This window comes from Mucilaginibacter sp. PAMB04274, from assembly GCF_039634385.2.
Classification (GTDB): domain Bacteria; phylum Bacteroidota; class Bacteroidia; order Sphingobacteriales; family Sphingobacteriaceae; genus Mucilaginibacter.
This window is the reverse complement of record NZ_CP155081.2, coordinates 3,191,562-3,216,450: the sequence shown is the minus strand read 5'-3', so window position 1 is coordinate 3,216,450 and position 24,889 is coordinate 3,191,562. Positions and strand designations below refer to the sequence as shown.

At 42.4% G+C, this 24,889-nt stretch carries 25 protein-coding genes; 23 read left to right on the top strand and 2 right to left on the bottom strand.

Features of this window, described 5'->3' with window-relative positions:
• The first annotated feature begins 118 nt into the window (after nucleotides 1-118).
• From ubiE to ABDD95_RS13410, 23 genes are all read left to right on the top strand, one after another.
• Nucleotides 119-850, top strand: coding sequence for a bifunctional demethylmenaquinone methyltransferase/2-methoxy-6-polyprenyl-1,4-benzoquinol methylase UbiE (gene ubiE / locus ABDD95_RS13520; protein WP_345947861.1), 732 nt, complete (start codon nucleotides 119-121; stop codon nucleotides 848-850).
• Complete coding sequence (locus ABDD95_RS13515) at nucleotides 850-1,578, top strand: outer membrane beta-barrel protein (RefSeq protein ID WP_345947860.1); 729 nt, start codon at nucleotides 850-852, stop codon at nucleotides 1,576-1,578. The genes ubiE and ABDD95_RS13515 overlap by 1 nt, the downstream gene beginning before the upstream one ends.
• A 270-nt stretch (nucleotides 1,579-1,848) precedes the next feature.
• Nucleotides 1,849-2,607, top strand: a complete 759-nt coding sequence (locus tag ABDD95_RS13510) for an SDR family NAD(P)-dependent oxidoreductase (protein WP_345947859.1) — start codon at nucleotides 1,849-1,851, stop codon at nucleotides 2,605-2,607.
• 127 nt (nucleotides 2,608-2,734) lie between these two features.
• Nucleotides 2,735-3,184: a GatB/YqeY domain-containing protein gene (locus ABDD95_RS13505; RefSeq protein ID WP_345947858.1), complete on the top strand. Its 450-nt coding sequence runs from the start codon at nucleotides 2,735-2,737 to the stop codon at nucleotides 3,182-3,184.
• A gap of 131 nt (nucleotides 3,185-3,315) precedes the next feature.
• A complete protein-coding gene (locus ABDD95_RS13500) occupies nucleotides 3,316-4,083 on the top strand; it encodes an alpha/beta hydrolase (protein ID WP_345947857.1) in 768 nt (255 codons plus the stop codon).
• A gap of 3 nt (nucleotides 4,084-4,086) precedes the next feature.
• Nucleotides 4,087-4,746: a CBS domain-containing protein gene (locus tag ABDD95_RS13495; protein ID WP_345947856.1), complete on the top strand. Its 660-nt coding sequence runs from the start codon at nucleotides 4,087-4,089 to the stop codon at nucleotides 4,744-4,746.
• A gap of 4 nt (nucleotides 4,747-4,750) precedes the next feature.
• Nucleotides 4,751-5,629 carry an NAD kinase gene (locus ABDD95_RS13490; protein WP_345947855.1) on the top strand — a complete coding sequence of 293 codons (879 nt, stop codon included), beginning with the start codon at nucleotides 4,751-4,753 and terminating at the stop codon, nucleotides 5,627-5,629.
• Between the two features lie 9 nt (nucleotides 5,630-5,638).
• Nucleotides 5,639-6,430, top strand: coding sequence for a DUF6089 family protein (locus ABDD95_RS13485; protein WP_345947854.1), 792 nt, complete (start codon nucleotides 5,639-5,641; stop codon nucleotides 6,428-6,430).
• Nucleotides 6,431-6,805: 375 nt separating this feature from the next.
• On the top strand, nucleotides 6,806-7,321 hold the full coding sequence (locus tag ABDD95_RS13480; protein ID WP_345947853.1) for a biopolymer transporter ExbD: 516 nt from the start codon (nucleotides 6,806-6,808) through the stop codon (nucleotides 7,319-7,321).
• 310 nt (nucleotides 7,322-7,631) lie between these two features.
• On the top strand, nucleotides 7,632-8,372 hold the full coding sequence (locus ABDD95_RS13475) for an isoprenyl transferase (protein ID WP_345947852.1): 741 nt from the start codon (nucleotides 7,632-7,634) through the stop codon (nucleotides 8,370-8,372).
• Between the two features lie 61 nt (nucleotides 8,373-8,433).
• Nucleotides 8,434-10,980 (top strand): outer membrane protein assembly factor BamA, encoded by a 2,547-nt coding sequence (gene bamA / locus ABDD95_RS13470; protein ID WP_345947851.1) that lies wholly within the window; start codon nucleotides 8,434-8,436, stop codon nucleotides 10,978-10,980.
• Nucleotides 10,981-10,989: 9 nt separating this feature from the next.
• Nucleotides 10,990-11,520, top strand: coding sequence for an OmpH family outer membrane protein (locus tag ABDD95_RS13465; RefSeq protein WP_345947850.1), 531 nt, complete (start codon nucleotides 10,990-10,992; stop codon nucleotides 11,518-11,520).
• 49 nt (nucleotides 11,521-11,569) lie between these two features.
• Nucleotides 11,570-12,082: an OmpH family outer membrane protein gene (locus ABDD95_RS13460; protein ID WP_345947849.1), complete on the top strand. Its 513-nt coding sequence runs from the start codon at nucleotides 11,570-11,572 to the stop codon at nucleotides 12,080-12,082.
• 62 nt (nucleotides 12,083-12,144) lie between these two features.
• Entirely contained in the window at nucleotides 12,145-12,972 is an 828-nt protein-coding gene (gene murI, locus ABDD95_RS13455; protein ID WP_345947848.1) for a glutamate racemase, read from the top strand.
• 205 nt (nucleotides 12,973-13,177) lie between these two features.
• Complete coding sequence (nuoH, locus tag ABDD95_RS13450; protein ID WP_345947847.1) at nucleotides 13,178-14,248, top strand: NADH-quinone oxidoreductase subunit NuoH; 1,071 nt, start codon at nucleotides 13,178-13,180, stop codon at nucleotides 14,246-14,248.
• Between the two features lie 101 nt (nucleotides 14,249-14,349).
• On the top strand, nucleotides 14,350-14,943 hold the full coding sequence (locus tag ABDD95_RS13445; protein WP_345947846.1) for a 4Fe-4S binding protein: 594 nt from the start codon (nucleotides 14,350-14,352) through the stop codon (nucleotides 14,941-14,943).
• Nucleotides 14,940-15,488 (top strand): NADH-quinone oxidoreductase subunit J, encoded by a 549-nt coding sequence (locus tag ABDD95_RS13440; RefSeq protein WP_345947845.1) that lies wholly within the window; start codon nucleotides 14,940-14,942, stop codon nucleotides 15,486-15,488. Before ABDD95_RS13445 ends, ABDD95_RS13440 begins: the two co-directional genes overlap by 4 nt.
• Nucleotides 15,485-15,790, top strand: a complete 306-nt coding sequence (gene nuoK, locus ABDD95_RS13435) for an NADH-quinone oxidoreductase subunit NuoK (protein WP_345947844.1) — start codon at nucleotides 15,485-15,487, stop codon at nucleotides 15,788-15,790. Before ABDD95_RS13440 ends, nuoK begins: the two co-directional genes overlap by 4 nt.
• Nucleotides 15,791-15,795: 5 nt before the next feature.
• A complete protein-coding gene (locus ABDD95_RS13430) occupies nucleotides 15,796-16,302 on the top strand; it encodes a TonB-dependent receptor plug domain-containing protein (RefSeq protein WP_345947843.1) in 507 nt (168 codons plus the stop codon).
• Nucleotides 16,299-18,356, top strand: coding sequence for an NADH-quinone oxidoreductase subunit L (locus ABDD95_RS13425; RefSeq protein WP_345947842.1), 2,058 nt, complete (start codon nucleotides 16,299-16,301; stop codon nucleotides 18,354-18,356). Before ABDD95_RS13430 ends, ABDD95_RS13425 begins: the two co-directional genes overlap by 4 nt.
• A 5-nt stretch (nucleotides 18,357-18,361) precedes the next feature.
• On the top strand, nucleotides 18,362-19,960 hold the full coding sequence (locus ABDD95_RS13420; protein WP_345947841.1) for an NADH-quinone oxidoreductase subunit M: 1,599 nt from the start codon (nucleotides 18,362-18,364) through the stop codon (nucleotides 19,958-19,960).
• Between the two features lie 3 nt (nucleotides 19,961-19,963).
• Nucleotides 19,964-21,466, top strand: a complete 1,503-nt coding sequence (locus ABDD95_RS13415) for an NADH-quinone oxidoreductase subunit N (protein ID WP_345947840.1) — start codon at nucleotides 19,964-19,966, stop codon at nucleotides 21,464-21,466.
• A gap of 131 nt (nucleotides 21,467-21,597) precedes the next feature.
• Nucleotides 21,598-23,505: an amidophosphoribosyltransferase gene (locus ABDD95_RS13410; RefSeq protein ID WP_345947839.1), complete on the top strand. Its 1,908-nt coding sequence runs from the start codon at nucleotides 21,598-21,600 to the stop codon at nucleotides 23,503-23,505.
• Nucleotides 23,506-23,594: 89 nt separating this feature from the next.
• Here the strand turns inward: ABDD95_RS13410 and ABDD95_RS13405 are convergent, their stop codons facing one another.
• The gene (locus ABDD95_RS13405) at nucleotides 23,595-24,116 is read right to left on the bottom strand and encodes a hypothetical protein (protein ID WP_345947838.1); all 522 of its coding nucleotides are present in this window, start codon (nucleotides 24,114-24,116) and stop codon (nucleotides 23,595-23,597) included.
• A gap of 66 nt (nucleotides 24,117-24,182) precedes the next feature.
• On the bottom strand, nucleotides 24,183-24,839 hold the full coding sequence (locus ABDD95_RS13400) for a LysE family transporter (RefSeq protein ID WP_345947837.1): 657 nt from the start codon (nucleotides 24,837-24,839) through the stop codon (nucleotides 24,183-24,185).
• Nucleotides 24,840-24,889: the final 50 nt, after the last annotated feature.

Below are 24,889 nucleotides of genomic sequence, written 5' to 3'. Positions count from 1 at the left end.
TGTTTTATTGTTGGGTAAACTGGCAAGCGGTTTAATTTGTTTCAGGTTGTTAGTAAATCCCAACTTATGGCAGCCAACTTAAAACAGCAAACTACAAAATCACTATCTTTACAGCGTAATGAATAAAACTGTAACGCCCTACCAAAACCAGCAGGCAACCAAAAAGGAGCAAGTAGCCGATATGTTTAATAACATATCTAAAACTTACGATTTTTTGAATCATTTTATGTCGCTGGGGATCGATATCATTTGGCGTAAAATTGCTATAAACGAATTAAAGGAACTTAAGCCCAAGCGCATATTAGATGTAGCCACCGGAACCGGTGATTTTGCGTTTGAGGCTTTAACCATCCTAAAGCCAGAAAAGATTATTGGCGTGGACATCTCTGCCGGTATGCTGGAGGTAGCTAAACAAAAAATAGCGAAACGTAATTTAAGTGACCGCTTTGAAGTGCGTTTAGGCGATTCGGAAAAGCTGCCATTTGACGACAATGAATTTGAAGCCATTACGGTAGCTTACGGTGTGCGCAATTTTGAGAACCTGGAAACAGGTTTGGCAGATATGCTGCGGGTGCTTAAACCGGGCGGAAAAGTGGTGGTGCTTGAGTTTTCGAAACCAAGGGTGTTTCCGGTTAAACAGCTTTATAATTTTTATTTTAATTATATCACGCCTGGCATTGGGAAAATCTTTTCTAAAGATGCCCGTGCTTACTCTTACCTCCCTGAGTCGGTAGCCGCTTTTCCGGATGGGAAAGACTTTGTAGCAATGATGAATAAGGTAGGTTATAAACAAACTAAAAACCGTCCGCTGGCTTTTGGTATTTGTTCTATATATACAGGTGTAAAGTGATGATGGGTGTTAAGAAAGCTATAGTATTTGTTGCAGCTATGCTGCTATATCATTTTGGTAAGGCGCAGTCATGGGGTGGGGGTGCCGATCAAAATGATCTGAGCTTTGGTTTTAGCTTTCAATACATAAGGCAGGATTACAAGATTATTAAACAGCCCGACTGGCGCACACCCATACGCGACCCTGAAACGGGTAATAATTTAACCAGCCCGCTTACCAGTATCAGTTCACGCAGTACACCCGGCTTTTCGGTTGGATTTATTACTCGCTACCGTCTTTCGGAAAATTTAGAAGCCCGTACCACACCGGCACTGGTATTTGCTGACAGAGAACTGAATTATACCTTCGAAAACGGCAGTGATAACCTGACCAGGCAGGTGCAAACCACATCGGTTGATGTACCGCTGCTGTTAAAGTTACGGTCTGACCGGATCGGGAACGTTCGGGCGTATATTTTAGGCGGCGTAAAATATTCTATGGCAGTAAGCAAAGGCAAGCCCGATGAGAACGAAGCGCCTTTACAGCAACGGTTAAGGAACACACGTGGCTTCGCTTCTTATGAAGCCGGCTTTGGCTTTGATATTTATTTCGAATATTTCAAGATGTCGCCAGAAATTAAGGTGGGCAATTCTTTTGGTAACGTGCTGGTGGGAGGAAATACACCGCTTGCGGCACCCATCAATAAGCTGTTTTTACATAGCTTAATGTTCAGCCTGCATTTCGAGTAGCAAGCAATGTTACATGTCGTTTAAATGAGCCCGGAACCAAGCATGCCATATAAACGAGTGCGGGAAAATACGACTAAAGACACCGGATGCTTTTTGAGTAAATGGGTTAATGTGTTTATTATTGCTTTATGCTATCGTTGCTATGTATCACAGTTGAGTTAACCTACAAATTGGTATAACATCCAGAAGTAAGCCAGAGCTTAAACTTTATTCTAATTCTTCACTCTACTTTAAAAAACATAATTTCGCTGCCAGTAGTTAAGTATTCCTATGGCTAAAATTGCTTTAATAACAGGAGCCACCGCCGGAATAGGCGAGGCCTGTGCACACTTATTTGCCCGCGAAGGGTACGACTTGATACTGACAGGCCGCCGGCAAGACCGGCTCGATCAATTGGCCCAATATCTCAACACTACCTACAACGTGCGTATAGCTACCGCAGCTTTTGATATCCGTTCGCAGGAGCAGGTTCTCCATCATCTGGAAACTTTGCCGGCCGAACTAAAACAGGTAGATGTACTTATCAACAACGCCGGCCTAAGCCAGGGGCTGGATCCCATAAACAAAGGAACCTTTGCCGATTGGGATACCATGGTAGATACTAACATAAAAGGGTTATTGTACGTAAGTAAAACCGTGGCCAATTGGATGATTGATAACGGGCGCGGCCATATTATCAACCTCGGCTCCATTGCGGGTAAAGATGTATACCCTAATGGTAACGTTTACTGTGCTACCAAGTCGGCGGTTGATGCTTTGACTAAGGGGATGCGTATGGATCTGTTGCAGTACGGTATTAAAGTAACAGCCATTCATCCGGGAGCGGTAGAAACCGAATTTTCGGAAGTGCGGTTTAAAGGTGATAAAGACAGGGCTAAAAAGGTTTATGAAGGCTTTACACCATTAACTGCGCATGATGTAGCCGACACTATATGGTGGGTAGCCTCCAGGCCGGCACACGTTAATATCAACGACCTTGTGCTTATGCCAACGGCACAAGCCACCGGAACAATGATAAACAGAAAGTGAGTTAAATAATAGTGTTTGACGGATGATTAGTCAAAGCGTATGAAAAGCCGGCATTGTCTTACTCATTCCATATACATCTTCGCCAGCCATAACTATCAATATAATTAACCAATAAATTAATCACAAAATGTCGCTAACTACAAAAATAGATCAGGATATTAAGCAGGCCATGCTGGCTAAGCAGGAAGCCAGGCTTCGCGGCCTGCGCGCCATAAAATCGGCTTTGCTGCTGGCTAAAACCGAAAAAGGCGTTGCGGAGGAAGTAACGGAAGAAACCGAAATTAAAGTACTGCAAAAACTGGTTAAACAGCGCAAAGAATCGGCTGAGATATACCAGGCCCAAAACCGACCGGATTTGTACCAGATAGAGAAGGAGGAAATGGAGGTAATAGAGGCCTATCTACCGCAACAGATGAGTCGCGAAGAAATAGAAACTTATCTTAAGGATTTAATAAGCAGGGTAGGTGCTACTTCGGTAAAAGATATGGGTAAGGTAATGGGCGCAGCCAACAAAGAACTGGCCGGTAAAGCCGACGGTAAAACTATATCTGAAGTGGTAAAACAATTGCTGGCATAATTAATTTGTTTAAGTATTGAAACTCTGTTTCAAAAAACTACTTTTATAGCCAGCGATTAACTGTTTTATACCGATTATAAAAGTAGTATAATGAGCTGATACCAAAATTGATAGATATTCACACCCCCGATATGAAATTTGTGCTTAAAGAAGAAAAAGGATTTATATACATCGATGAAGGCCAGGGCGAGGTATTATTGCTGCTGCACGGCCTTATGGGTGCCTTAAGCAACTGGGAGGAAGTGATTGAAGAGTTTAAGAATGAGTACAGGGTAATTATCCCTATACTGCCTATATACGATTTGCCGTTATTAACTACAGGTGTTAAAACGCTGAGCAAGTATGTGCACCGTTTTATAAAGCAAATGGAGCTCGACAACATTACCCTTATAGGTAACTCTCTTGGTGGCCATGTGGGTCTGATCTACACTCTTGCTCATCCCGAAAGGCTCAAGACACTTGTATTAACAGGAAGCTCGGGTTTATATGAAAATGCTTTTGGGGGCACGTTTCCGCGCCGCGAGAACTATGAATTTGTAAAAGAAAAAGTTGCCTATACTTTTTATGATCCGGCTGTAGCAACCAAAGATCTGGTTGATGAGGTTTTTATCACCATTAACGATAGATCGAAGGTTGTGCGTATATTGGCTATGGCAAAATCAGCCATCAGGCACAATATGGCGAAGGATCTGGCTAAAATAAAGTTGCCGGTTGGGCTAATTTGGGGTAAAAATGATAAAATTACACCACCCGAAGTAGCCGTAGAGTTCAACCAGTTGTTGCCCGATTCGGAACTTTACTGGATTGACCAATGTGGCCATGCACCTATGATGGAACGACCGCAGGAGTTTAACAAAGCACTGCGTGAGTATTTAGAACATGTAAAACAAAAAGTTTAACTTATGCTTGCAATCGAGTTAGCTGCCAACACTATACCACCGGTTACTACCACTGATCCCATACAACGGGCTATTGACCGTATGGTAGAATTTCGTGTAAGGCACCTGCCGGTTGTAAATGAGCAAACGTTTATCGGCCTGCTGGCCGAAAGCGACATTACCGACCCGGACCATACGCTGCCGGTAAGTTCCATACCGCATTTGCACGTTAATAATTTTGTGTTCGAAGATCAGCATGTTTACGACGTAATCAGGCTGTTTTACGAGCATCATTTAACCATGGTACCTGTGCTGGGGCCAACCAAAAGTTACTCAGGCGTTATTGACCTTAACGTAATGAATAGCTACTTTGCCGAAATAACAGCCGCCGTACAGCCAGGCGGCATCATTGTGCTTGAAATAAGCAATAAAAACAATTCCATGTCGCAAATGGCCCAGATCGTCGAATCAGACAATGCCCAGATTCTGAGTTCGTACGTGCGCACTTTTCCGGAATCCACTAAACTTGAAATAACGCTTAAATTGAATAAACTGGATATTTCCTCTATCAACGCCGCCTTTTTACGTTACGGCTATGATGTAAAAGCAACCTTTAATCATAACGATGACGATGATGATTCTTTGAACAGGTACGAATCTTTTATGAACTACCTGAACATGTAATTTTATGAGGATAGCAGTTTACGGCAGGCAGTTTAACGATACGGTGCTTCCGTTTATTCAGCAAGTATTTGATGTACTCGCTCAACACAAGGTTGAAGTATACCTGTACCAACAGCTCCATGCAGCTCTGCAGGGTAAAATCAACAACCTTACATGTGTAATATTAGAGAGCGAGCAGCCACTTAACGGGGTTGTTGATGTGGTTATTACTTTGGGCGGCGATGGTACCCTGCTTGATATGGTGACGCAGATACGCGATAGCGGTATTCCGGTTATTGGTATAAATTTTGGCAGGCTGGGCTTTTTAGCCAGTGTAAACAAAAATGATATTGCTGCTGCTATATATGCAGTGGTAAACCGCGAGTTTACGCTCGATTCACGCGAGTTGATCTGCTTATGCTCAGATGCAGAGATTTTTGGCAAGCATAATTTTGCGCTGAATGATATTACTATCCATAAGCGCGATGACTCGGCCATGATTACCATGCACGCTTACCTGGACGGTGAGTTTTTAAACACCTACTGGGGCGATGGCATTATAATATCAACAGCAACCGGTTCTACGGCATACTCACTAAGCTGCGGTGGACCGATTATCTACCCTCAATCAGATACCATTGTAGTAACACCGGTATCGCCACATAATTTAAATGTTAGACCTATAGTACTGCCCGATACCTGCTCGCTTACGTTTGAGGTAGAAACCCGGAGCGCTAATTACCTTATATCTTGCGATTCGCGAACGGCTGTGATTGATAGTAGTATGAAATTTGACATCCGTAAAGCCGGTTTTAGTGTAAACCTCATCAGGCTCAATAACGAGAGTTACCTGGCCACGCTGAGAAATAAATTATTGTGGGGATTAGATGCTCGCAATTATTAAATTTGTAAAATGCGGGGCTTGCTTACTTTGGTGGTTTTGATGATGGTGGGTGTTTGTGCAAAGGCCCAAAAGTGGGAAATCGGTGTACAGGCTGGTGCTGCTGGTTACCAGGGCGATCTTAATCAGCGCAATCCCTTACAGGTAAGTGGTTTGGCTGCCGGTATACTAATGCGTTATAATGTTAACGGCTATATATCTATAAAAGCCAGCTTTACCAAAGCACAAATCGAGGGCGCCGACAGCACATCCAAGTACCAGCAACAGCGTGATCGCAACCTGAGCTTTTTTACACCAATGAGCGAACTGGCTGTAACCGGCGAGTTTAATTTTTTGAAGTATTTGCCTGGCGATGGTTATAACAGTTTCACGCCTTTTATTTACGCTGGCATAGCTTCTACGCGTTACAATCCGCAGGCTACTTATCAAAACGAAACGTATGAACTGCGGCCGCTGCGTACCGAAGGGCAGCGTGTACCCTATAAAAACAGCACATTTGCTATTCCTTTTGGTGGAGGAGTAAAATATAATATTTCGGGCAAATTGAGTTTGGTAGCTGATATAGGGTATCGTACTGCATATACCGACCGGCTGGACGATGTAGCCAATCTGTATACCAGCCCCAACGCTTTTCGCGACCCGATTGCTCTGGCCCTTTCCGATCGCAGCGGCGAACGCAATGGTTGCTTTAACATAGGTGCCCCAGGCACTCAACGCGGCGACCTCCGTAAGCATGATACTTACATGCTATACACTATCGGCATCTCTTACATTTTTTTGAGCCAGAAGTGTTATTACAGGTAGAAAAGGAAGGATAGCGTTATTTCAGTCCAGTAATGCAAGCGTGCAACTTCACTTGTCTAAATTGCTGATGAGTCATTAAGCCCTGATAGGGCAATGTGATCTGTTTCGTATTCAGATATAAAGTATTGATTAGTAGGCGAATGTGTTTATTGATCTTAATAATAATATTTGATAAACCTTAATTTTGGTGATAGCAAAGTGTTTCAAGAGTCAGACGCCACATTGAACAGCTTAATTGCGTAAAAAAGCATTTTTTCATAAAAACATCGGTAGGCAAACAAGCGGAAATCTAACGCTTGCAAAAGAGAACAATTAAATAGTTATATTCGTTTAACTACTAACAACCAATTGTTTAACCTTTAAAACTTACCCATTATGGCCGAGCTAAATGCATCACCCGAAAAAAATGGTGACAAAAAAGTGCGCAAAACCAACAATCTGCGTGTAGACCTCACTGCTATGGTTGATCTGGCTTTTCTGCTGGTTACCTTCTTTATGCTCACCACTACTTTAACCAAGCCCAGGGCCATGGATTTAGCCATGCCGGTTGACGGGCCAAGTGATCCTGTACCACAGAGTCGTACAGTTACCCTGTGTTTAGGCAAGGATAATAAAGTGCTACTGTACCAGGGTATGCCCGAAACGGCAATGCCATCTGTCTTAGATTTTAGCAAAAACGGCTTGCGTAAGGCATTGCTTGACGCCAAAGAACGTATATACGCTGCAACAGGCAAAGATGTGGTAGTGTTGGTTAAGCCCAGTAATCATTCTGTTTATGGCAATCTCGTAAATACGCTCGACGAACTGAACATTAGCCAAAACTCCAGATATGCTATTGTTGATATATCGGCACAAGATATCGATATGCTTAAAAAGCAATCTATTTATTAAAATAGCAATCTTTATTAGTTTGCAGCCTGGCTATTAAGCCAGGCTTTTTTGTTGCTCATTTTTATAAAGCCTTATGCGGCTTACAAATACATTTTCTTTTTGTTTTGTGTATAATAAAAAAACCAAAGTATAGTTTTACCTTTGTTCCCTGAAAAAAATGGGATTTGGTAAGGCTTATCTGGCTCGAACCCCGGTTATTTCAACAAAGTGTATAACTCAAAACAAATAATAGTAGCTACAGAACCAGCCTTAACGGCTTCTTGCAACGGGGCCTTGCGTGCCGTACTGCAAGGCTTTAAGCATTAGTATTATGGGGTATAAAGAACAGATCGACTTATCACGGCTCCCTGAGCATGTAGCTATCATTATGGATGGCAACGGCCGTTGGGCTAAGGGCAAAGGCAAATTACGCGTGTTTGGTCATCATAACGGCGTAGTGTCTGTACGTGATGTAGTAGAAGGCGCCGGCGAGCTGGGGGTTAAATACCTTACATTATACACCTTCTCGGCCGAAAACTGGAACCGTCCAAGCTTTGAGGTAACTGCCATCATGGAGCTATTGATAGCCACCATTAATAAAGAGATTAAAAAGCTGATGAGCAATAACGTAAAGTTAAACGCCATTGGTGATTTGGAAATGCTGCCAGGCAAATGCCACCGCGAGTTGAAAAGCGCTATCGAGAAAACATCAGGCAATACAGGCTTGGTACTTACCCTGGCTTTAAGCTATAGCTCACGCAGGGAACTTACACAAGCTGCTCAAAACATAGCACAGCAAGTGCAAGCGGGTACATTAAAGCCAGAAGATGTTACCGAAGAAGTATTTGCAAAAAATTTGTATACCCACAACTTGCCCGATCCTGAACTGCTGATTAGAACAAGCGGCGAATACCGTATTAGTAATTACCTGCTATGGCAAATAGCCTATGCCGAGTTGTATTTTACCGATAAACTATGGCCCGACTTCAGGCGCGAAGACCTTTATGAGGCCATTCTGGATTACCAGAAACGCGAACGCCGCTTTGGAAAGACCAGTGAGCAGGTAAACTAATTTTTCTTTTAACAAAATTTAACAAACGTTTAAATTACTTTAGCGACCACAAAATATTCGGATGAATAAAATTTTCTTTGCTATTCTTTTTTCATTGATGAGCGCTGCTGCTTTTGCCCAAATAGGGGGAAGCCGATTGAGCAAATCTTCTATTCCTGCCGATAGCTTAAGTTATCTGAACCCTAAGGATTATATAATAGGTAAAATAACCGTTGCCGGTACCAAATACCTCGACAAGGATGTATTGATACAAATTGCCAAAATTAATAAAGGCGACCGTATCAATTTGCCTGGCGAGGCTTCGGCCAATGTTTTAAAAAACATGTGGTCGCAGGGGTTATTTGATGATGTGCAGTTAAATATCACACGTATCAACCTGGACACCGTTGACCTTGAATTATTTGTTACTGAACGCCCGCGTTTATCACGGTTGCGCTTAAACGGTATTCGTAAGGGCGAAATTGAAGACGTTCAAAAAAAGTTGAATGACAAAACCGGGAAAATTGTAAATGAAAACCTGTTGAGCACTACAACAGCCATCATTAAAAAACACTTCAACGAAAAAGGTTACTTAAACACAACCGTTGACATAAAGCAGCTGCGCGATCCGGCCGACTCTAATAGCGTTATCCTGAATGTAGCTATCGATAAGAAACAGAAGGTTAAAATTAACGATGTAATATTTGAAGGTAATAAAGAGTTTAGCACGGCCAAGCTGCGCAAATATTTACCAAAGACACGTAAGCGCAGGTTTTACAACCTGTTCGGTTCCAAGAAATTTAAGCAAGATCAGTACGAAGAGGATAAGCAGGCGTTAATTGCGAAAATGCAGGCCAAAGGTTTCCGCGATGCCGAAATTGTTAGCGATTCTGTTTGGAAACACAATGAGAGTACAGTGAATGTAAAGCTTAAAGTGTATGAGGGACGCAAGTATTACTTTGGCAATATTACCTTTACCGGTAATGCACGTTATTCATCAACTGTGCTTAATAAGATACTGCGCATTGGAAAAGGAGATGTATTTAGCGAAGAAGAGTTGGGCAAACGCTTAAATGGCGGTGGTCCTGATGGGCAGGATATTAATTCCCTTTATCTTGATGATGGATACCTGACCTTTAACTCAGAGGCTGTGCAAACACGTATTTATAACGATACGATTGATTTGAATATCCGTATTTATGAAGGTGCACAGTACACTATTAACCGGGTAATTATTAAAGGTAACGATGTAACCAACGATAAGGTAGTGCGCCGGGAATTAGCAACCAAGCCAGGCCAAAAGTTTTCAAAGTCACTCATTGTACGCAGTACCCGTCAAATTACTCAATTAGGTAATTTTGATGAGCAGAAGATAGAGCCTAAGCCTACTAACATTAACCCGCAGGATGGCACGGTTGATATTATCTACAACGTGGTTGAAAAGCCGTCAGACCAGATCGAGCTTTCGGGCGGTTTTGGTGGCGGGCAACTGGTGGGTACACTGGGCTTAACGTTCAATAACTTCTCAGTTAGAAACCTCTTTAACGGTAAAGCCTATAAACCGCTGCCTAAAGGTGATGGTCAGAAATTAAGTTTACGTGGTCAGGCTAATGGTAAAAACTACCAGAACTTTTCGTTTACGTTCTCTGAGCCATGGTTAGGTGGTAAAAAGCCAATTTATTTCAGCTTATCGGCCTACACGCAGTTAAGCTCTACTGGTCAGTTCTATGCAAAAGACAACCCGCTTTACAATTATCTGCGTATAAACGGTATTGGTGTAACATTAGGTAAACGTTTAAACTGGCCGGATAACTATTTCCAGTTAAATTACTCGCTTAACTTTGACCATTATAAACTGGATAACTTTACCGGTTACCTGTTCTCTAACGGTACTTCGTTCAACATTAAGTTAACGCAGGAGTTTAGCCGTAACTCAGTTGATGCGCCTATTTATCCAACCAGTGGTTCAAACATACGCTTCACACTACAGGTAACGCCGCCATACTCACTATTCAACAATACAAACTATCGTATTGCTACTCCTGAAGAACGTTACAAGTTTGTGGAGTACCATAAGTGGAAATTTGACGCGCAGTGGTTTACCCGCATTAGTGGCAAGTTGGTTTTGATGTCGCAGACCCGTTTCGGTTTCCTGGGCAGCTACAACAAACAGGTTGGCCAATCGCCGTTTGAGCGGTTTAAATTAGGTGGTGATGGTATGGCTACTTATCAGTTCTTGCAGGGTAGTGAGATCATAGGCTTACGTGGTTATCAGAACTTCTCGCTGGTACCTGTGGGTAGTAAGTATACTGCCGATAATAACCCGGGTAGCCCTATTTATAACAAATTTACCATGGAGTTACGTTACCCTGTTATTGCAAGTCAGTCGGCAACAATTTTCTTGCTTACATTTGCTGAGGGTGGTAATACCTGGAACAATTTTAGAGATTACAATCCGTTTAATATCCGACGTTCAGTAGGAGTGGGCGCTCGTATATTCTTGCCAATATTTGGTTTACTCGGCTTGGATTACGGTTACGGTTTCGACAAGATTCCGGGAATACGCGATGCTAATAAAGGGCAGTTCCACTTCTCTATCGCACAAAGCTTAAATGGTGGATTTAATTAATTTATGAGAATGAAAAAGTTACTGATTACATTAACATTTACGTTGATGGGCTTGGCAAGCGCAATGGCACAGCGTTTTGCTTATGTTGACTCAGATTATATTTTGCGTCACATACCCGAATATGCCTCTTCACAAAAGCAGCTGGCGGCCCTGTCAGACCAATGGCAACGCGAAGTGGATGGCAGATTTCAGGAAATTGACCGCTTATATAAAGCCTATCAGGCCGATCAGGTGCTGATGACCGCTGATATGAAGAAACGCCGTGAGGCCGAAATAGTAGACAAAGAGAAAGCAGCAAAGGATTTTCAGCGTTCAAAGTTTGGTCCGGACGGAGAACTTTCACAACGCAGCAGCAGCTTGGTTAAACCTATTCAAGAAAGAGTGTCTAAAGCTATACAAGCAGTTGCCGAGGGCGAAAACCTGGATATGGTATTTGACAAGAACAGTGAAGTGATGATGCTGTATGCCAACCCCCGTTATAACAAGAGCGATGCGGTGGTTACGCGCCTGGGTTTAAAACCCGGCACCTTTGCAAAGTAAAATTTTTTGATTAAAATAGCACACGATTAAACACAGACAAAAAGAAGAAATGAAAAAGTTATTTAAAGTTGCTTTAGTAGCAGGATTTATGTTATTGACGGCGGGTTTTGCTAAAGCACAAACTAAAATTGGCTACATTGATTTTAACCAGTTAATTGAATCAATGCCTGACTTAAAGCCGATACAAGCTCAATTACAGACCTACCAAAAAACATTTGTAGATCAATTGAGTACTATGCAAAACGAGTTTCAAACTAAAGGCGCTGCATATGAAAAAAACCGCGCAACCATGACGGATGCTGCACGTACAGCTTCAGAAACTGAGTTACAAGACATCAACAAACGTATACAGGATTACAACAACACTGCTCAGCAACAAGTGCAAGCAAAAAGCGCTGAGTTATTCAAACCAATCAGCGATAAAGCTAAAGCTGCTATCAATGCAGTAGCTAAAGAAAAAGGTTATACTTATGTTATCGATTCAGGTACAACCGGCCTAATCGTATCGCCGGCTGGTGACGACCTGATGGCCTCAGTAAAATTGAAATTAGGTGTTAAATAACATTAAGTGATATTAGAAATTAAAAGCGAGGGCATTGCCCTCGCTTTTTTTATTTTTGCACCATGCAGTCAACCCGCCCCATAGGTATCTTCGATTCTGGTTTAGGAGGGCTAACCGTTTTTAAATCTATTGCAGAAAAGCTGCCCGGTTACGATTACATATATTTTGGTGACAATAGCCGTGCGCCGTATGGTAACCGCTCATTTAACACCATTCATCAATACACATGGGAGTGTGTACAATGGTTGTTTGGGCAAGGATGCCCGCTTATTATACTGGCTTGTAATACGGCCTCGGCTAAGGCATTACGCACTATTCAGCAGCGTGATATGTTAAACGGTTATGCTAATAAACGCGTACTTGGCGTAATAAGGCCTACGGCAGAAGTAATTGGGGACTATAGCCAAAGTGGCGAGATTGGCGTTTTGGGTACAAAAGGTACCGTACAGTCGGAGTCATATGCCATTGAGATTAACAAGTTTTTTCCGGATGTGAAGGTTTACCAGCAGGCTTGTCCTCTATGGGTTCCGCTCATTGAAAATGGAGAGTATAACAAACCTGGAGCCGAATACTACATCAAGCTATATCTCGATCAAATTTTGGCCCAGTCATCCAGCATTGATACCTTATTGCTAGCCTGTACGCATTATCCATTATTGCAGGATAGGATAAAGGCGTACTTGCCAGAAAACATTCAAGTGGTAGCCCAGGGTGATATTGTAGCTAACAGCCTGGTTGATTACCTGAAACGCCACTCCGAAATTGAAAGCAATATTACGCAAAACGGTGTCAAACGATTCTTTACAACCACCGACGATACCCAAGAGTTCGATCAGCACGCCTCACTTTTCTTTTCAGCTCCGGTTAAGTCGGAGTATGTGGCTATTTAGTAGGGCAAAATTGTTAAGTTCTTGAATGGTTAATTAGTTCGTTGTTGAGTTGTCTAAAACGCTACCTCTTTTTAACCAAAAATGCCTACTGGAAATTTTAACTAATCAACTAATCTCTACCACCACGATAGAATAATTCTAAACAGCCGCTTATCATTCTGAACATAAATAGCTAAGTTTGCACCGTTTTGTAAATCGGTTTGCATTGAGCTTTTATATCATTTACATATTGGTTGCCATTGGGCTGTTTACTTTTGTAGCAGTGTTTACGCTATTTGGCGTTTACGCAGAACGAAAGCTATCGGCCTTTATCCAAGACCGTTTAGGACCTACCGAGACGGGCAAATTCGGGTCACTGCAAACTATTGCAGATATACTAAAAATGCTTCAAAAAGAACTTATTACGCCCGCCGCGGCCGATAAAGTTCTTTTTATGCTTGCACCAGTAATCATATTTATTGCCGTATACCTTGGGTTTGCTGCCTTGCCCTGGGCTCCTGATGTCATACCATCAAAAATAAATATCGGCTTATATTACATTTTCGCTATCGTCTCAATCGAATCTTTAGGTATAATAATGGCCGGTTGGGGATCCAACAACAAGTATTCTATATTGGGGGCCATGCGGTCGGTGGCACAAATAATTTCTTATGAAATTCCGGCCGGCTTTGCGCTTATTGCAGTGGTCATGATCTCACAAACGCTCGATTTGCAACAGGTTGCCATGCAGCAAGGCATACTTTCACAAGAGAAAGTGAAGTTTTTAGGCATTTGGGATGTTACACATATAGGCGGTTTTTTGAGTTGGAACGTGTTTAAAGCGCCGCATCTTATCGTAGCTTTCGTCATTTACTTTATAGCATCTTTAGCCGAAAGTAACCGCGCGCCTTTTGACATACCTGAGGCTGAATCTGAATTGGTCTCTGGTTTCCATACCGAATACAGTGGTCTTCGGTTTGCTTTCGTCTTTTTGGCCGAATACTCGATGATGCTTTTAGTATCGATGGTAGCTGTGGTGTTATTTTTAGGAGGGTGGAACACTATCTTACCTAACATTGGCCCTATAAAACTGGCCGACTGGACAACTGGTATTGGATTTGGGATTTTATGGACGTTGCTTAAAGCACTGATGCTGGTTGGCGTTCAAATGTGGATACGCTGGACATTGCCACGCTTGCGGGTTGATCAGTTAATGGACCTGTGCTGGAAAGTTTTAACGCCGCTGGCTTTTTTGTGTATGATTGTATCAGGCATATGGCGCTTGTGGGTAATGTAAATTAATTGTAAGTTGTGAATTTGCACAACTGGCAAGCTATCAATTATGAGTATATTGTTAATTGAATATTTCATCAATCAACAAAATCAGGACAGAAGAAATTGTTAATTAAAAACACATATAACGCATTTATAACGGCCTGGAAAGGCCTGGCACTTACCTTGCGCCATCTTTTGGGTGCTAACGGTAAACGCAATACTATTTCTGTAAAATCAGACAATTATTTTAAGCAGCTGGAGGAAGGTACAAATACCATACAATACCCTAAACAACAACTGCCTATACCCGAGGTTGGACGTTACCAGTTGGATGTGGAGATTGATGACTGCATTGTTTGCGACCTTTGCGCCAAAATTTGCCCTGTTGATTGTATCAGCATTGAATCCATTAAAGCTACGCAGGCCATAGGCCAAACGTCGGATGGTTCGACCAAACGCTTGTATGCAGCGCAGTTTGATATTGATATGGCTAAGTGCCTGTACTGCGGTCTGTGTACGGTTGTATGCCCAACAGAGTGCATTACCATGACTAACCAATACGATCGCAGCGTTTATCAATTAGGCGACCTCACTTACAGTTTCTCAGACATGAGCCCCGAACTTATAGCTGAAAAAAAGCAGGAAATTGAAGTGCAGCAGGCTGAACGGTTGGCAGCCAAGCAAGCTGCCATAAAGGCTAAGGAGGGTGGTGCATGAGTTTAGTAACGATAATGTTTTACGTTATGGCTGTTATTGCGCTTGGCTCAGCCTTGTATACAGCTGGCAGCCGGAACCTGGTAAGGTCGGTGTTTATGTTTTTTATAACGCTGTTTGCACTGGCTGGTTTATACGTTTTGTCGCTGGCCGATTTTGTGGCGGTAACCCAAATAGTAGTGTACGTTGGTGGTATACTGGTACTGATTTTATTTGCATTTATGCTGTCGGGGCGCGAGTCGCTGGCCGCCTTGGAGCAGCAAAAAAAACGGCTGATCGCTGTTAATAATCTGCCGGCTTTGCTGCTTGCTATTTTGTTTTTCGTAATGATGGCCTATATATTTTTGCGTGGTCATGTTGATGATGCCACCTGGTTAAAACAAGCGGTTGAAAAACAGAATGTAATAACGCCGCAAAATGTCACGATTAATAACCTGGGCGTTAATCTTATGACCAATTACCTGCTGCCCTTTGAGGCCATATCTATATTGTTGTTAATGGCATTAGTAGGAGCAGCGCATTTGTCAAGAAAGGAGGCGACTGCATGATTACACTTACTCATTACCTGATAGTAAGTGCCGGGCTGTTTTGCATAGGCCTTTACATGATTCTGTCTAAGCAAAATGCGGTGCAGATACTCATTGGCATAGAACTGATGCTTAATGCTGCTATACTTAACCTGGTAGTTTTTGGTAAGTTCGATAGACTTGATAATGGTGGGCAAGCATTTGCCTTGTTTGCCATAGTATTGGCTGCTGCCTCAACGGCTGTAGCTTTGGCTATCGTATTGAATGTTTACAGGCGGTACGGTACTATTGATCCGGGCAAGGTAAATCAACTAAAAGACTAAGTAAAATGAGGCTTGTATACATTTTTTTCTTAGTATTTGCTTTTGGCGTTATTAAAGCCCAGGATAATCACATGGTGATTACCACCAGCAATCAGAACACTCCAAAACCCTTATACGTAATTGATGATGTGGTTACAAAAGATGTGTCTGCCTTATCAGGAGTAAATCCGAACGACATAGAATCGATTGAGATTTTAAAAGACGCTAACAGTACCGCAGTGTACGGTAATGATGGCGTAAATGGTGTGATAGTAGTAAAAACGCAAAAGTACGTGAAACGTAAAACTTTGAATAAACTGGCCGAATTTTCGGCTAAACTACAAAGGTATCTAAAGCACAAGTCTGACACGGCAAGTTTCCGTTATTTAATTAACGGTCGGCAACCAGCCGACTCTGCCAGGCAAACTCCAGGCACTGTGTTCAGTCTTCCTAAAAGTGCCATAAAAAGCGTTGAGTTCAAAAAACCAAAAACTGGCGAAAAAGCTATTGTTAAAATCACAACCAAACCTTGATTACTGATTTATCACATACTGCAACCGTTACTAACTACGCCCTTGTGGCGGTGGCACTGCCGCTTGTTGCTTCGCTTGTGAATTTTTTATTGCCTGCTAAGGCAGGTAAGGTTTCAGGGTGGATTTCTGCATTGGCTGTTTTGGCAAGTGTGATACTGGCTGCAACCGTATTTGGCAAAGTATGGAATGCTGAGCAGATACATATTCGTAACCTTTGGTTTACTATTGGCCAAACTAACGTTTACGGCGGTTTATTGCTCAATAATCTGTCGGTGTTTATGTTGCTGCTGGTTACGGTTATTGCCTTGCCGGTACATATCTATTCTACAGCTTATATTAAACCTGCTGAACAGAACCGTTATTTTACTTACCTCAGCTTCTTTTGTTTTAGTATGCTGGCTCTTGTAGTAGTCGATAGTTTAGTACTCGTATATGCCTTTTGGGAATTAGTAGGCTTTTCATCATACTTGCTCATTGGCTTTTGGTTTACACGTGACAGCGCTGTACTGGCTAATAAAAAAGCCTTTATAATGAACAGAATAGGTGACATTGGATTGCTTTCAGCGATTATTATTCTGTTTGCCCAATACCACACTTTTGATTTAGTTGAATTGTTCGGTCAATACGGCTTGGTGGTCAAATCTATCGTGCAAAATGGAATCTGGCTGGCCCCAACAGGTCAAATGCCTCAAGTATGGCAGTATATAGCATTTACAGGCATATTTTTGGCTGTGGCTGCAAAATCGGCCCAGTTTCCACTGCATACCTGGTTGCCCGATGCAATGGAGGGACCAACCTCTGTTTCTGCATTAATACATGCAGCTACCATGGTTGCGGCCGGCGTGTTTTTGCTGGGGCGTGTTTACCCGCTATTTAACATATATGAATTAAACGCCCTGGCTATTGTAGGGTGTTTTACGGCGTTTTTGGCAGCTACCATAGCGCTTACACAAAATGATTTAAAACGAATATTGGCATATTCCACTATATCTCAACTGGGATACATGATTACTGCAATGGGCATCGATGCCTATGCTTCGTCGCTTTTTCATTTGGCTACGCATGCTTTTTTTAAGTGTTTGTTGTTTTTATGTGCAGGTGTTATTATACATGAGGTGCAGCACATTAAAGATGAAAACCAACTCGATATCGATCCGCAGAATATCTTGTATATGGGTGGTTTGCGTAAAAAGATGCCGTTAACATTTATTGCAACGCTTGTTGGTTGTTTGGCCTTGGTTGGCGGGCCGCTTACATCGGGCTACCTCTCTAAGGATGGTATACTAATACAGGCATTTGAATGGGCCGAAAATAAGAGCTGGGCATACAAAATTATACCCATCAGTATTTTAGTTACCAGTTGCATTACCGCTTTTTATGTAGCCCGTTTACTGTTTAAAGTGTTTTTTGGAGAGTTCAGGCTTAAGGAAATACTGCCTGACATGCAACTTCATATTGGCGATGGTAGTTGGGGCTTTCGTATACCACTGGTTTTTTTAACGCTTTGTTGCTTGTTCCCATTGTTTTCACTGCATCCGTTATTGTATGAACATGCCTGGTTATTTAAGGGTTTACGGCCGGCTGATTATATGGCACGCGAAAACATCTATCATACCATTATTCCAGTTGCCATAAACATATTGAGCGTTTTTGTAGCTTATTGGGCTTTTGCAGTTTATATTCAGCAACGCAAACTGGTATTTAGTCAAACCAACTTTTTATTCAAGCTTTCATACCATCATTGGTATATTGATACCTTTTATCAAAATACCGTAGTGAAAGCCGTATTATTATTAAGCAACGCCTTGTTTTGGTTTGATCGCCAGGTTATTGATGGCGTTATAAATTTACTACAAAGAGCCAGCGGCCTGCTAGCCAGCCTCACCGCCTGGACTGACCGTTATATTGTTGACGGTACTTTGCACTTTTTGGCCCTGTTAGTTAAAGCAATAGGCAATTTTTTCCGTGGTTTTCAAGGCGGCAAAGTGCAATACTATTTATATAGCATGCTGGCCTTAATTCTAACCCTTTTTATCATTAAAATACTGATCTGAACCTGATGAATATATTAACCTTATTCATATTTATACCTGCCCTTTTCGGTTTGCTTATTCTGGTGCTTCCATCATCGTTTAAGCAAATTTTTAAATATATAACGCTTGCGGCAACTATCATACAGTTAGCGCTGAGCGTATTTATATACTTGAATTTTAAAACAGGCGCGGCTTATGCTGGCGTTAATAATGAAAGTCAATTTCAGTTTGTACAAAAAACACCCTGGATTAGCTTGAATTTAGGCAATGCAGGCCATATGCAGATTGATTACTTTGTAGGTATTGATGGCATATCGGTATTAATGCTGGTAATGACGGCTGTTGTAATGGTAATAGCAGTACTGGCCTCATGGGAGATTAAACAAAACCTGAAAGGTTTTTTCGTATTGTTCCTGCTGCTGGATATGGCTGTTGCCGGAGTATTCTGCGCGCTTGATTTTTTCTTATTTTACCTGTTTTATGAGCTCATGCTGCTGCCGCTTTACTTTCTTATTGGTATGTGGGGTGGGGTAAGGCGCGAGTATGCGGCTATTAAGTTCTTTTTATACACGCTGTTTGGCTCAGTGTTCATGCTCTTAATTATGGTGGGCCTGTACCTGTCAGTTACCGATCCGGCAACCGGCAACCATACCTTTAACATCATACACATGATGAACCCGGCTAATTATCAGCAAGGTTCAGTGTTCTCAGTGCTAAGCCATCAAACGCTGTTCGGAATGCCGGCAAGAGTAGTGGGCTTTGTAGTGATCTTCATTGCTTTTGCCATCAAGGTGCCGGTTGTACCTTTACACACCTGGTTGCCCGATGCGCACGTTGAGGCGCCTACACCGGTATCTATTATTTTAGCGGGTGTGTTGCTTAAGATTGGCGGCTACGGCATTATCCGTATATGCATGGGTATCTTCCCCGAAGTGGCAGCTTCGGGTGCGTTTTGGCTTGGTTTGCTGGGCGTTGTTTCGATAATATATGGCGCCTTAAATGCCTTGGCACAGCGCGATTTAAAAAGGCTAATCGCTTATTCATCCGTTTCGCACATGGGCTTTGTATTGTTAGGTTTGGCTTCGCAAACAGCCGAAGGGGTGAGCGGCGCTATGATGCAGATGATCAGTCACGGCTTCTTATCATCCATGTTGTTCTTCCTAGTCGGCGTTATATACAACCGGGTGCATGACCGGGATATATATAACTTCCGTGGATTGGCTACCGTAATGCCACAATACACAACTTATGTAATGATCGCTTTTTTTGCGTCATTAGGCCTACCTGGCTTTTCGGCTTTTATTGCCGAAGCTTTTTCGCTGGCTGGTGCTTTCAAATCAACGGTTATTCCAAACTGGATGGCAGTATGCGGATCCATAGGTATTTTACTAAGTGCCGCATATTTTTTATGGACGCTGCAACGCATGTTTTTTGGCAAAGAGTTGCTAAAAGGAGGCGAAAGCTGGAAACAAGCTTTAACGGGTTTGCATATACGCGAAAAGCTGGCTTTGTTCCCACTGGCAATTTTAGCGCTGGCGTTAGGTATAATGCCCTCACTGGTGTTCAGCAAAATTAACGACTCGGTGCTGGCCGTAGTCGAATTTACAAAACAGATGGTTCGTTAAGTGATGCAGCACCTTTTGCCCAATATATCAACACAATTAAACGACGTGCTCGGCAGCCTGCCGCTGTTTAAACCCGAGATTTGTTTAGGTGCTTTGTTTTTACTGGTGTTAATTGCCGACCTTTTTTACCCCAAAAATAGAGGTAATGCCTGCCGCATGTTAGCCTGTGCAGGCATATTGCTGGTGCTGGCTGCCGACTGGGGCCAATACATTATTTTTAAGCAAGAGGCACAACTGCTATTTAACGGTAATCTTATTTTGCACCATAGCAACATCGTGCTAAAAATGGTGATGGACGTACTGGCCTTTGTACTGTTATTGTATTTCCGTTGGGATAACCAATTTAAAATGCACAAAAAGGGTATGGGCGATGCTTATACTATTATAGTGGCCTCGGTATTAGGCCTGCATTTAATGGTAATGTCGGCAACATTGCTAACGATGTTCTTGTCTATAGAGATGGTGTCTATAGCCTCTTATTTGTTAGTAGCTTACCGTACAGAGAGCGCGCTTAGTGCTGAGGCCGGTTTGAAGTATGTACTTTTTGGCATGGCTGCATCTGCTGTGATGTTATATGGAACATCCTTAGTATATGGCCTCACCGGAACGCTGAACTTGTTTGATGCACGGTTTATTGGCAACCTACAGCAGGCTGATAAAATGATGGCAGCACTGGCTATACTGCTTATACTGGCCGGCATTGGCTTTAAACTATCGTTTGTGCCGTTGCACTTTTGGGTGCCAGATGTATACCAAGGGGCCAGTACACCAGTTACGGCATATCTTTCAACCTTGCCTAAAATAGCCGGCTTTGGTTTACTGATAACTTTTTTAACGCCGTTTATTTACAACTCAGGATGGAAACAACTGGACCTTAGTCTCATCTTATCGGCTGCAGGCATTATCACCATGATAGCCGGAAATTTTGCTGCAGTATGGCAGCAAAATATAAAGCGCCTGCTGGCTTATTCCAGCATTGGGCACACAGGATTTGCTTTAATGGCTATTGTAACGTTTAATGCGCAAGGCATTAACGCGCTTAACTTTTACCTTGCTGTATATGCTTTAGCTAATATTGGCGTGCTGGCCTTGGCCAGTTATTTTGCTAATACTATGCAGGCACATGCCCTGGAAGATTATAAAGGACTGGGGGCAAAGTATCCCATTGCCTCGGTATGTTTTGTACTATTGCTTGTTTCGTTAACGGGTATACCGGTTTCGGCTGGTTTTAATGGCAAACTGCTGGTGTTCTCATCAGTTTATTCAGTTTATCAAAATGGGCATAATCCAGTGTTGTTAGCTTTGCTCATCACTGGGGCGGTTACCACAGTAGTCTCTTTGTTTTATTATATAAAAATCCCATTATTCCTTTTTCTGAAGAAGGGTGATAATGAGGAAGCCGATTTTTCGGCCACCTCTAAGTACCTGCTTATTATGATTGTGACGATTACGGCGGTGGTAATTTTATTAGGAATTTTTCCGGACTGGTTGGCCAATCTGTTGTAACATCGGTGCGGTAGCCCTGTTAATTGTAATATTCGCAAAAATAACACCAGTACGCTTTTTATGCTTTCGCATGACAATTACACGCGAAACGAATAAGAAAAAGTTGTACTTTCGTGGCTTCATTTAAAATCATGAGCGATCAGATTAAGCATGAATGCGGTGTTGCTTTTATACGTCTTTTAAAGCCCCTCTCATACTACCAGCAGAAGTACGGTACTGCACTTTACGGTTTAAATAAGCTATACCTTTTAATGGAAAAGCAACATAACCGCGGCCAGGATGGCGCGGGCGTTGCCACCATTAAACTGGATATTGAGCCTGGTAAACGGTACATTAGCCGTCACCGCTCAATGGCCAGCAACGCGGTAGCCGACATCTTCGAATACATCCAGAAGAAATTTGCGGATGTAGAAAAGGAATTTCCCGAAAGGATGAAGGATGCCGATTGGTTGAAAGAAAACATCAGCTTTACCGGCGAAGTGCTGTTGGGCCACCTGCGCTACGGTACGCACGGCAAAAACAGCATCGAAAGTTGTCACCCGTTTTTACGTCAGAACAATTGGATGACCCGAAACCTGGTAATTGCCGGTAACTTTAACATGACCAATGTTGATGAATTACTGGAGCAGTTATACGAATTGGGTCAGCATCCAAAAGAAAAAGCCGATACTGTAACGGTACTGGAAAAAATAGGACACTTTTTGGATACCGAAGTTCAGGGCCTGTTTGACCAATTTAAGCGGGAAGGCAATGATGACAACATAGAGATCAGTAAGATGATTGCTGATAGCATGGATGTAGCCAAGATCATAAAAAAATCGGCCAAGAACTGGGATGGTGGTTATACCATTGCCGGTATTATAGGTCACGGCGACGCCTTCATTATGCGCGATCCGGCTGGTATTCGGCCGGCGTTTTATTACGCCGACGATGAAATTGTGGTAGCTACCTCTGAGCGTCCTGCTATACAAACAGCCTTTAATATTCCGCTTGAGAAGATTAAAGAAATACAACCCGGGCACGCGCTTATCATCAAAAAAAGTGGTAAGGTATCTGAAGAGCAGTTTAGCGAGCCGAAGGTAAAAAAGGCATGTTCATTTGAGCGGATCTATTTTTCTCGTGGCAGCGACGCGTCGATTTACCGGGAGCGTAAGCAATTAGGCCGGTTATTGTGTAACCAGATTTTAGAAGAGGTTAATAACGATATCAAAAATACCGTGTTTTCTTACATTCCTAATACTGCCGAAACTGCTTTTTATGGCATGGTAGAGGGTGTAAATAAATATGTTAAACAATACCAGCGCGATCGACTGCTGAACCGGGACGATAAAATTACTGATGAGGAGTTAAGCGAAGTATTGAGCCTGGCACCAAGGGTTGAGAAAATTGCCATTAAAGATGTAAAACTACGCACCTTTATTACGCAGGATGCCGACCGCGGCGAGATGGTAGCCCATGTTTATGATACTACTTACGGCCTGATAAACAAAGGAACCGATACACTGGTATTACTAGACGATTCTATTGTACGTGGCACGACGCTTAAACAAAGCATCCTGAAGATTATGGATCGCCTTGGGCCTAAAAAAATTGTTATAGTATCATCAGCACCGCAAATACGTTACCCGGATTGCTATGGCATTGATATGTCTCGCATGGGCGAGTTTGTGGCTTTTGAAGCGGCAATTAGCCTTTTAAAAGAAACCGGCCAGGAAGATATTATTTTGGATGCTTACCAAAAGGCTAAAGCCAGCAGCGCATTGCCTAAAGAGCAGGTTGAAAACCATGTGAAAGCCATTTATGCGCCTTTTACCGATCAACAGGTATCAGACCGTATTGCAAAAATTATAACGCCTGCTGAAGTAAAGGCTGAAGTGCAGGTAATATACCAAACGCTGGATAATTTACATAAAGCTTGTCCCGACCATTTGGGCGACTGGTATTTTAGCGGTGATTACCCAACACCGGGTGGTAATAAAGTGGTAAACCGCGCCTTTGTAAATTGGATGGAAGGTAAAAACCAACGCGCTTACATGTAAGCTGCGACGTTGATATAAAAGCAAAAAGGTCCACAGTTTTACCAACTGTGGACCTTTTTGCTTTTATATGCCTTTAATAATCTTGCTGGTTATTTGTAAACAAGCTTGCTGGCCTTGAAAGCTTTGGTCCATTTTTCTACAAGTAAGGGACCCAGCATATCTTTTTTTACGGCTACAAAGTTGTTATATAGATTTTGATTGCCTTGAAATATATAGTAGAGTTGCGACTCCGGATTTTTTACGTTTAACCCAGGTTCGATCTTAAAGATTATCCAGGGGTTGGTGCCGCTGTCCTTACGCTCAATTATCCTGAGCTTGGATTGTGGCGTTCTGCTCTTGGTTTTTTCGAATATTGCATTCATGATAGGGTCAAGTTTCATGTTCTTAACACCTTTCATGCTCACTGTAGTTACAATAATGCTCCAGTTATTTAAGGTCTCATTTTTGGGGATCAGCTCCATCATACGGTTCTTACCACTTTCCTGGTCTGAACCAAGCTTCCAATTATATTCAGATGGTAAAAAGAGTCTTAAAGTTTCCTGCTGGCTTTGCGCAAAACTGTTGGTGAGGCAACTTAGCGTCATAACAGCTAAAATAATATACTTTCTCATATCGGAATGTTAGGCATATAATACAACTGTTAACCGGCTATTGTGTTTTGACTAACAAGGCAAGCCTTAGCCGGCAGGCATAGGCGAGAACACGATATGGGTAACCAATCTGTCGAAAATAACAATAGCAGCAATAATTAGCGCCGCTCCGGCCACATAATTAAGCTGATGCACCAGCTTGACCGAAATTTTATCACGCAGTTTATTGGCATAAAAAGCTTTAACTACATCCATGCCAAATTGAACCAGCAAAATTGTTAAAAACATAACAGCAATTTTAAGCTGGCGGTTTGGTATACCCTCATGATAAACGGTACTGGCTGTTCCTATAACAGTAATCCAATGAAACAGCAGGGTAGGGTTAAATATGCACATTAAGAACCCCTTAAAAAAGTAGCCAGCTCTATTTACAGTGGGCGGCGTGTGCGTATTGTAGCTTACCTCGGCCTTTTTGGTTAAATAGTGGGTACCTATAATAAGCAGTATCACACTGCCAATTACCCCCAGCCACACTTTAGCCTTGTCTGGCACTTCAAACAACTGCGAGCCAAATATAATGGCACCTACAAATACCACATCGCTGCTTACTACCCCCAATGCCAAAGCTGCGCCTGCATGAAATCCCTTCTCAATGCTCGTTTTTATCAGCGCAAAAAAAACAGGGCCGGTAATAAACGTCAGCACTAAGCCAATACCAATCCCCGAAATAATAGCTTCAATCATTACAGATATAAATTAAGCCCGGCGAATATGCAACTTATCTCTTAAAACAA

Excerpts from the sequence above, each read along its gene's own strand:
- ABDD95_RS13500 (WP_345947857.1), top strand. The coding sequence starts at position 3,316 with ATGAAATTTGTGCTTAAAGAAGAAAAAGGATTTATATACATCGATGAA.
- ABDD95_RS13460 (WP_345947849.1), top strand. The coding sequence starts at position 11,570 with ATGAAAAAGTTATTTAAAGTTGCTTTAGTAGCAGGATTTATGTTATTG.
- ABDD95_RS13420 (WP_345947841.1), top strand. The coding sequence starts at position 18,362 with ATGAATATATTAACCTTATTCATATTTATACCTGCCCTTTTCGGTTTG.
- murI (WP_345947848.1), top strand. The coding sequence starts at position 12,145 with ATGCAGTCAACCCGCCCCATAGGTATCTTCGATTCTGGTTTAGGAGGG.
- ABDD95_RS13515 (WP_345947860.1), top strand. The coding sequence starts at position 850 with ATGATGGGTGTTAAGAAAGCTATAGTATTTGTTGCAGCTATGCTGCTA.
- ABDD95_RS13475 (WP_345947852.1), top strand. The coding sequence starts at position 7,632 with ATGGGGTATAAAGAACAGATCGACTTATCACGGCTCCCTGAGCATGTA.
- ABDD95_RS13485 (WP_345947854.1), top strand. The coding sequence starts at position 5,639 with ATGCGGGGCTTGCTTACTTTGGTGGTTTTGATGATGGTGGGTGTTTGT.
- bamA (WP_345947851.1), top strand. The coding sequence starts at position 8,434 with ATGAATAAAATTTTCTTTGCTATTCTTTTTTCATTGATGAGCGCTGCT.
- ABDD95_RS13490 (WP_345947855.1), top strand. The coding sequence starts at position 4,751 with ATGAGGATAGCAGTTTACGGCAGGCAGTTTAACGATACGGTGCTTCCG.
- ABDD95_RS13480 (WP_345947853.1), top strand. The coding sequence starts at position 6,806 with ATGGCCGAGCTAAATGCATCACCCGAAAAAAATGGTGACAAAAAAGTG.
- ABDD95_RS13415 (WP_345947840.1), top strand. The coding sequence starts at position 19,964 with ATGCAGCACCTTTTGCCCAATATATCAACACAATTAAACGACGTGCTC.
- ABDD95_RS13430 (WP_345947843.1), top strand. The coding sequence starts at position 15,796 with ATGAGGCTTGTATACATTTTTTTCTTAGTATTTGCTTTTGGCGTTATT.
- ABDD95_RS13495 (WP_345947856.1), top strand. The coding sequence starts at position 4,087 with ATGCTTGCAATCGAGTTAGCTGCCAACACTATACCACCGGTTACTACC.
- ABDD95_RS13440 (WP_345947845.1), top strand. The coding sequence starts at position 14,940 with ATGAGTTTAGTAACGATAATGTTTTACGTTATGGCTGTTATTGCGCTT.
- ABDD95_RS13410 (WP_345947839.1), top strand. The coding sequence starts at position 21,598 with ATGAGCGATCAGATTAAGCATGAATGCGGTGTTGCTTTTATACGTCTT.
- ABDD95_RS13400 (WP_345947837.1), bottom strand. The coding sequence starts at position 24,839 with ATGATTGAAGCTATTATTTCGGGGATTGGTATTGGCTTAGTGCTGACG.
- ABDD95_RS13465 (WP_345947850.1), top strand. The coding sequence starts at position 10,990 with ATGAAAAAGTTACTGATTACATTAACATTTACGTTGATGGGCTTGGCA.
- nuoK (WP_345947844.1), top strand. The coding sequence starts at position 15,485 with ATGATTACACTTACTCATTACCTGATAGTAAGTGCCGGGCTGTTTTGC.
- ABDD95_RS13510 (WP_345947859.1), top strand. The coding sequence starts at position 1,849 with ATGGCTAAAATTGCTTTAATAACAGGAGCCACCGCCGGAATAGGCGAG.
- ABDD95_RS13405 (WP_345947838.1), bottom strand. The coding sequence starts at position 24,116 with ATGAGAAAGTATATTATTTTAGCTGTTATGACGCTAAGTTGCCTCACC.
- ABDD95_RS13505 (WP_345947858.1), top strand. The coding sequence starts at position 2,735 with ATGTCGCTAACTACAAAAATAGATCAGGATATTAAGCAGGCCATGCTG.
- ubiE (WP_345947861.1), top strand. The coding sequence starts at position 119 with ATGAATAAAACTGTAACGCCCTACCAAAACCAGCAGGCAACCAAAAAG.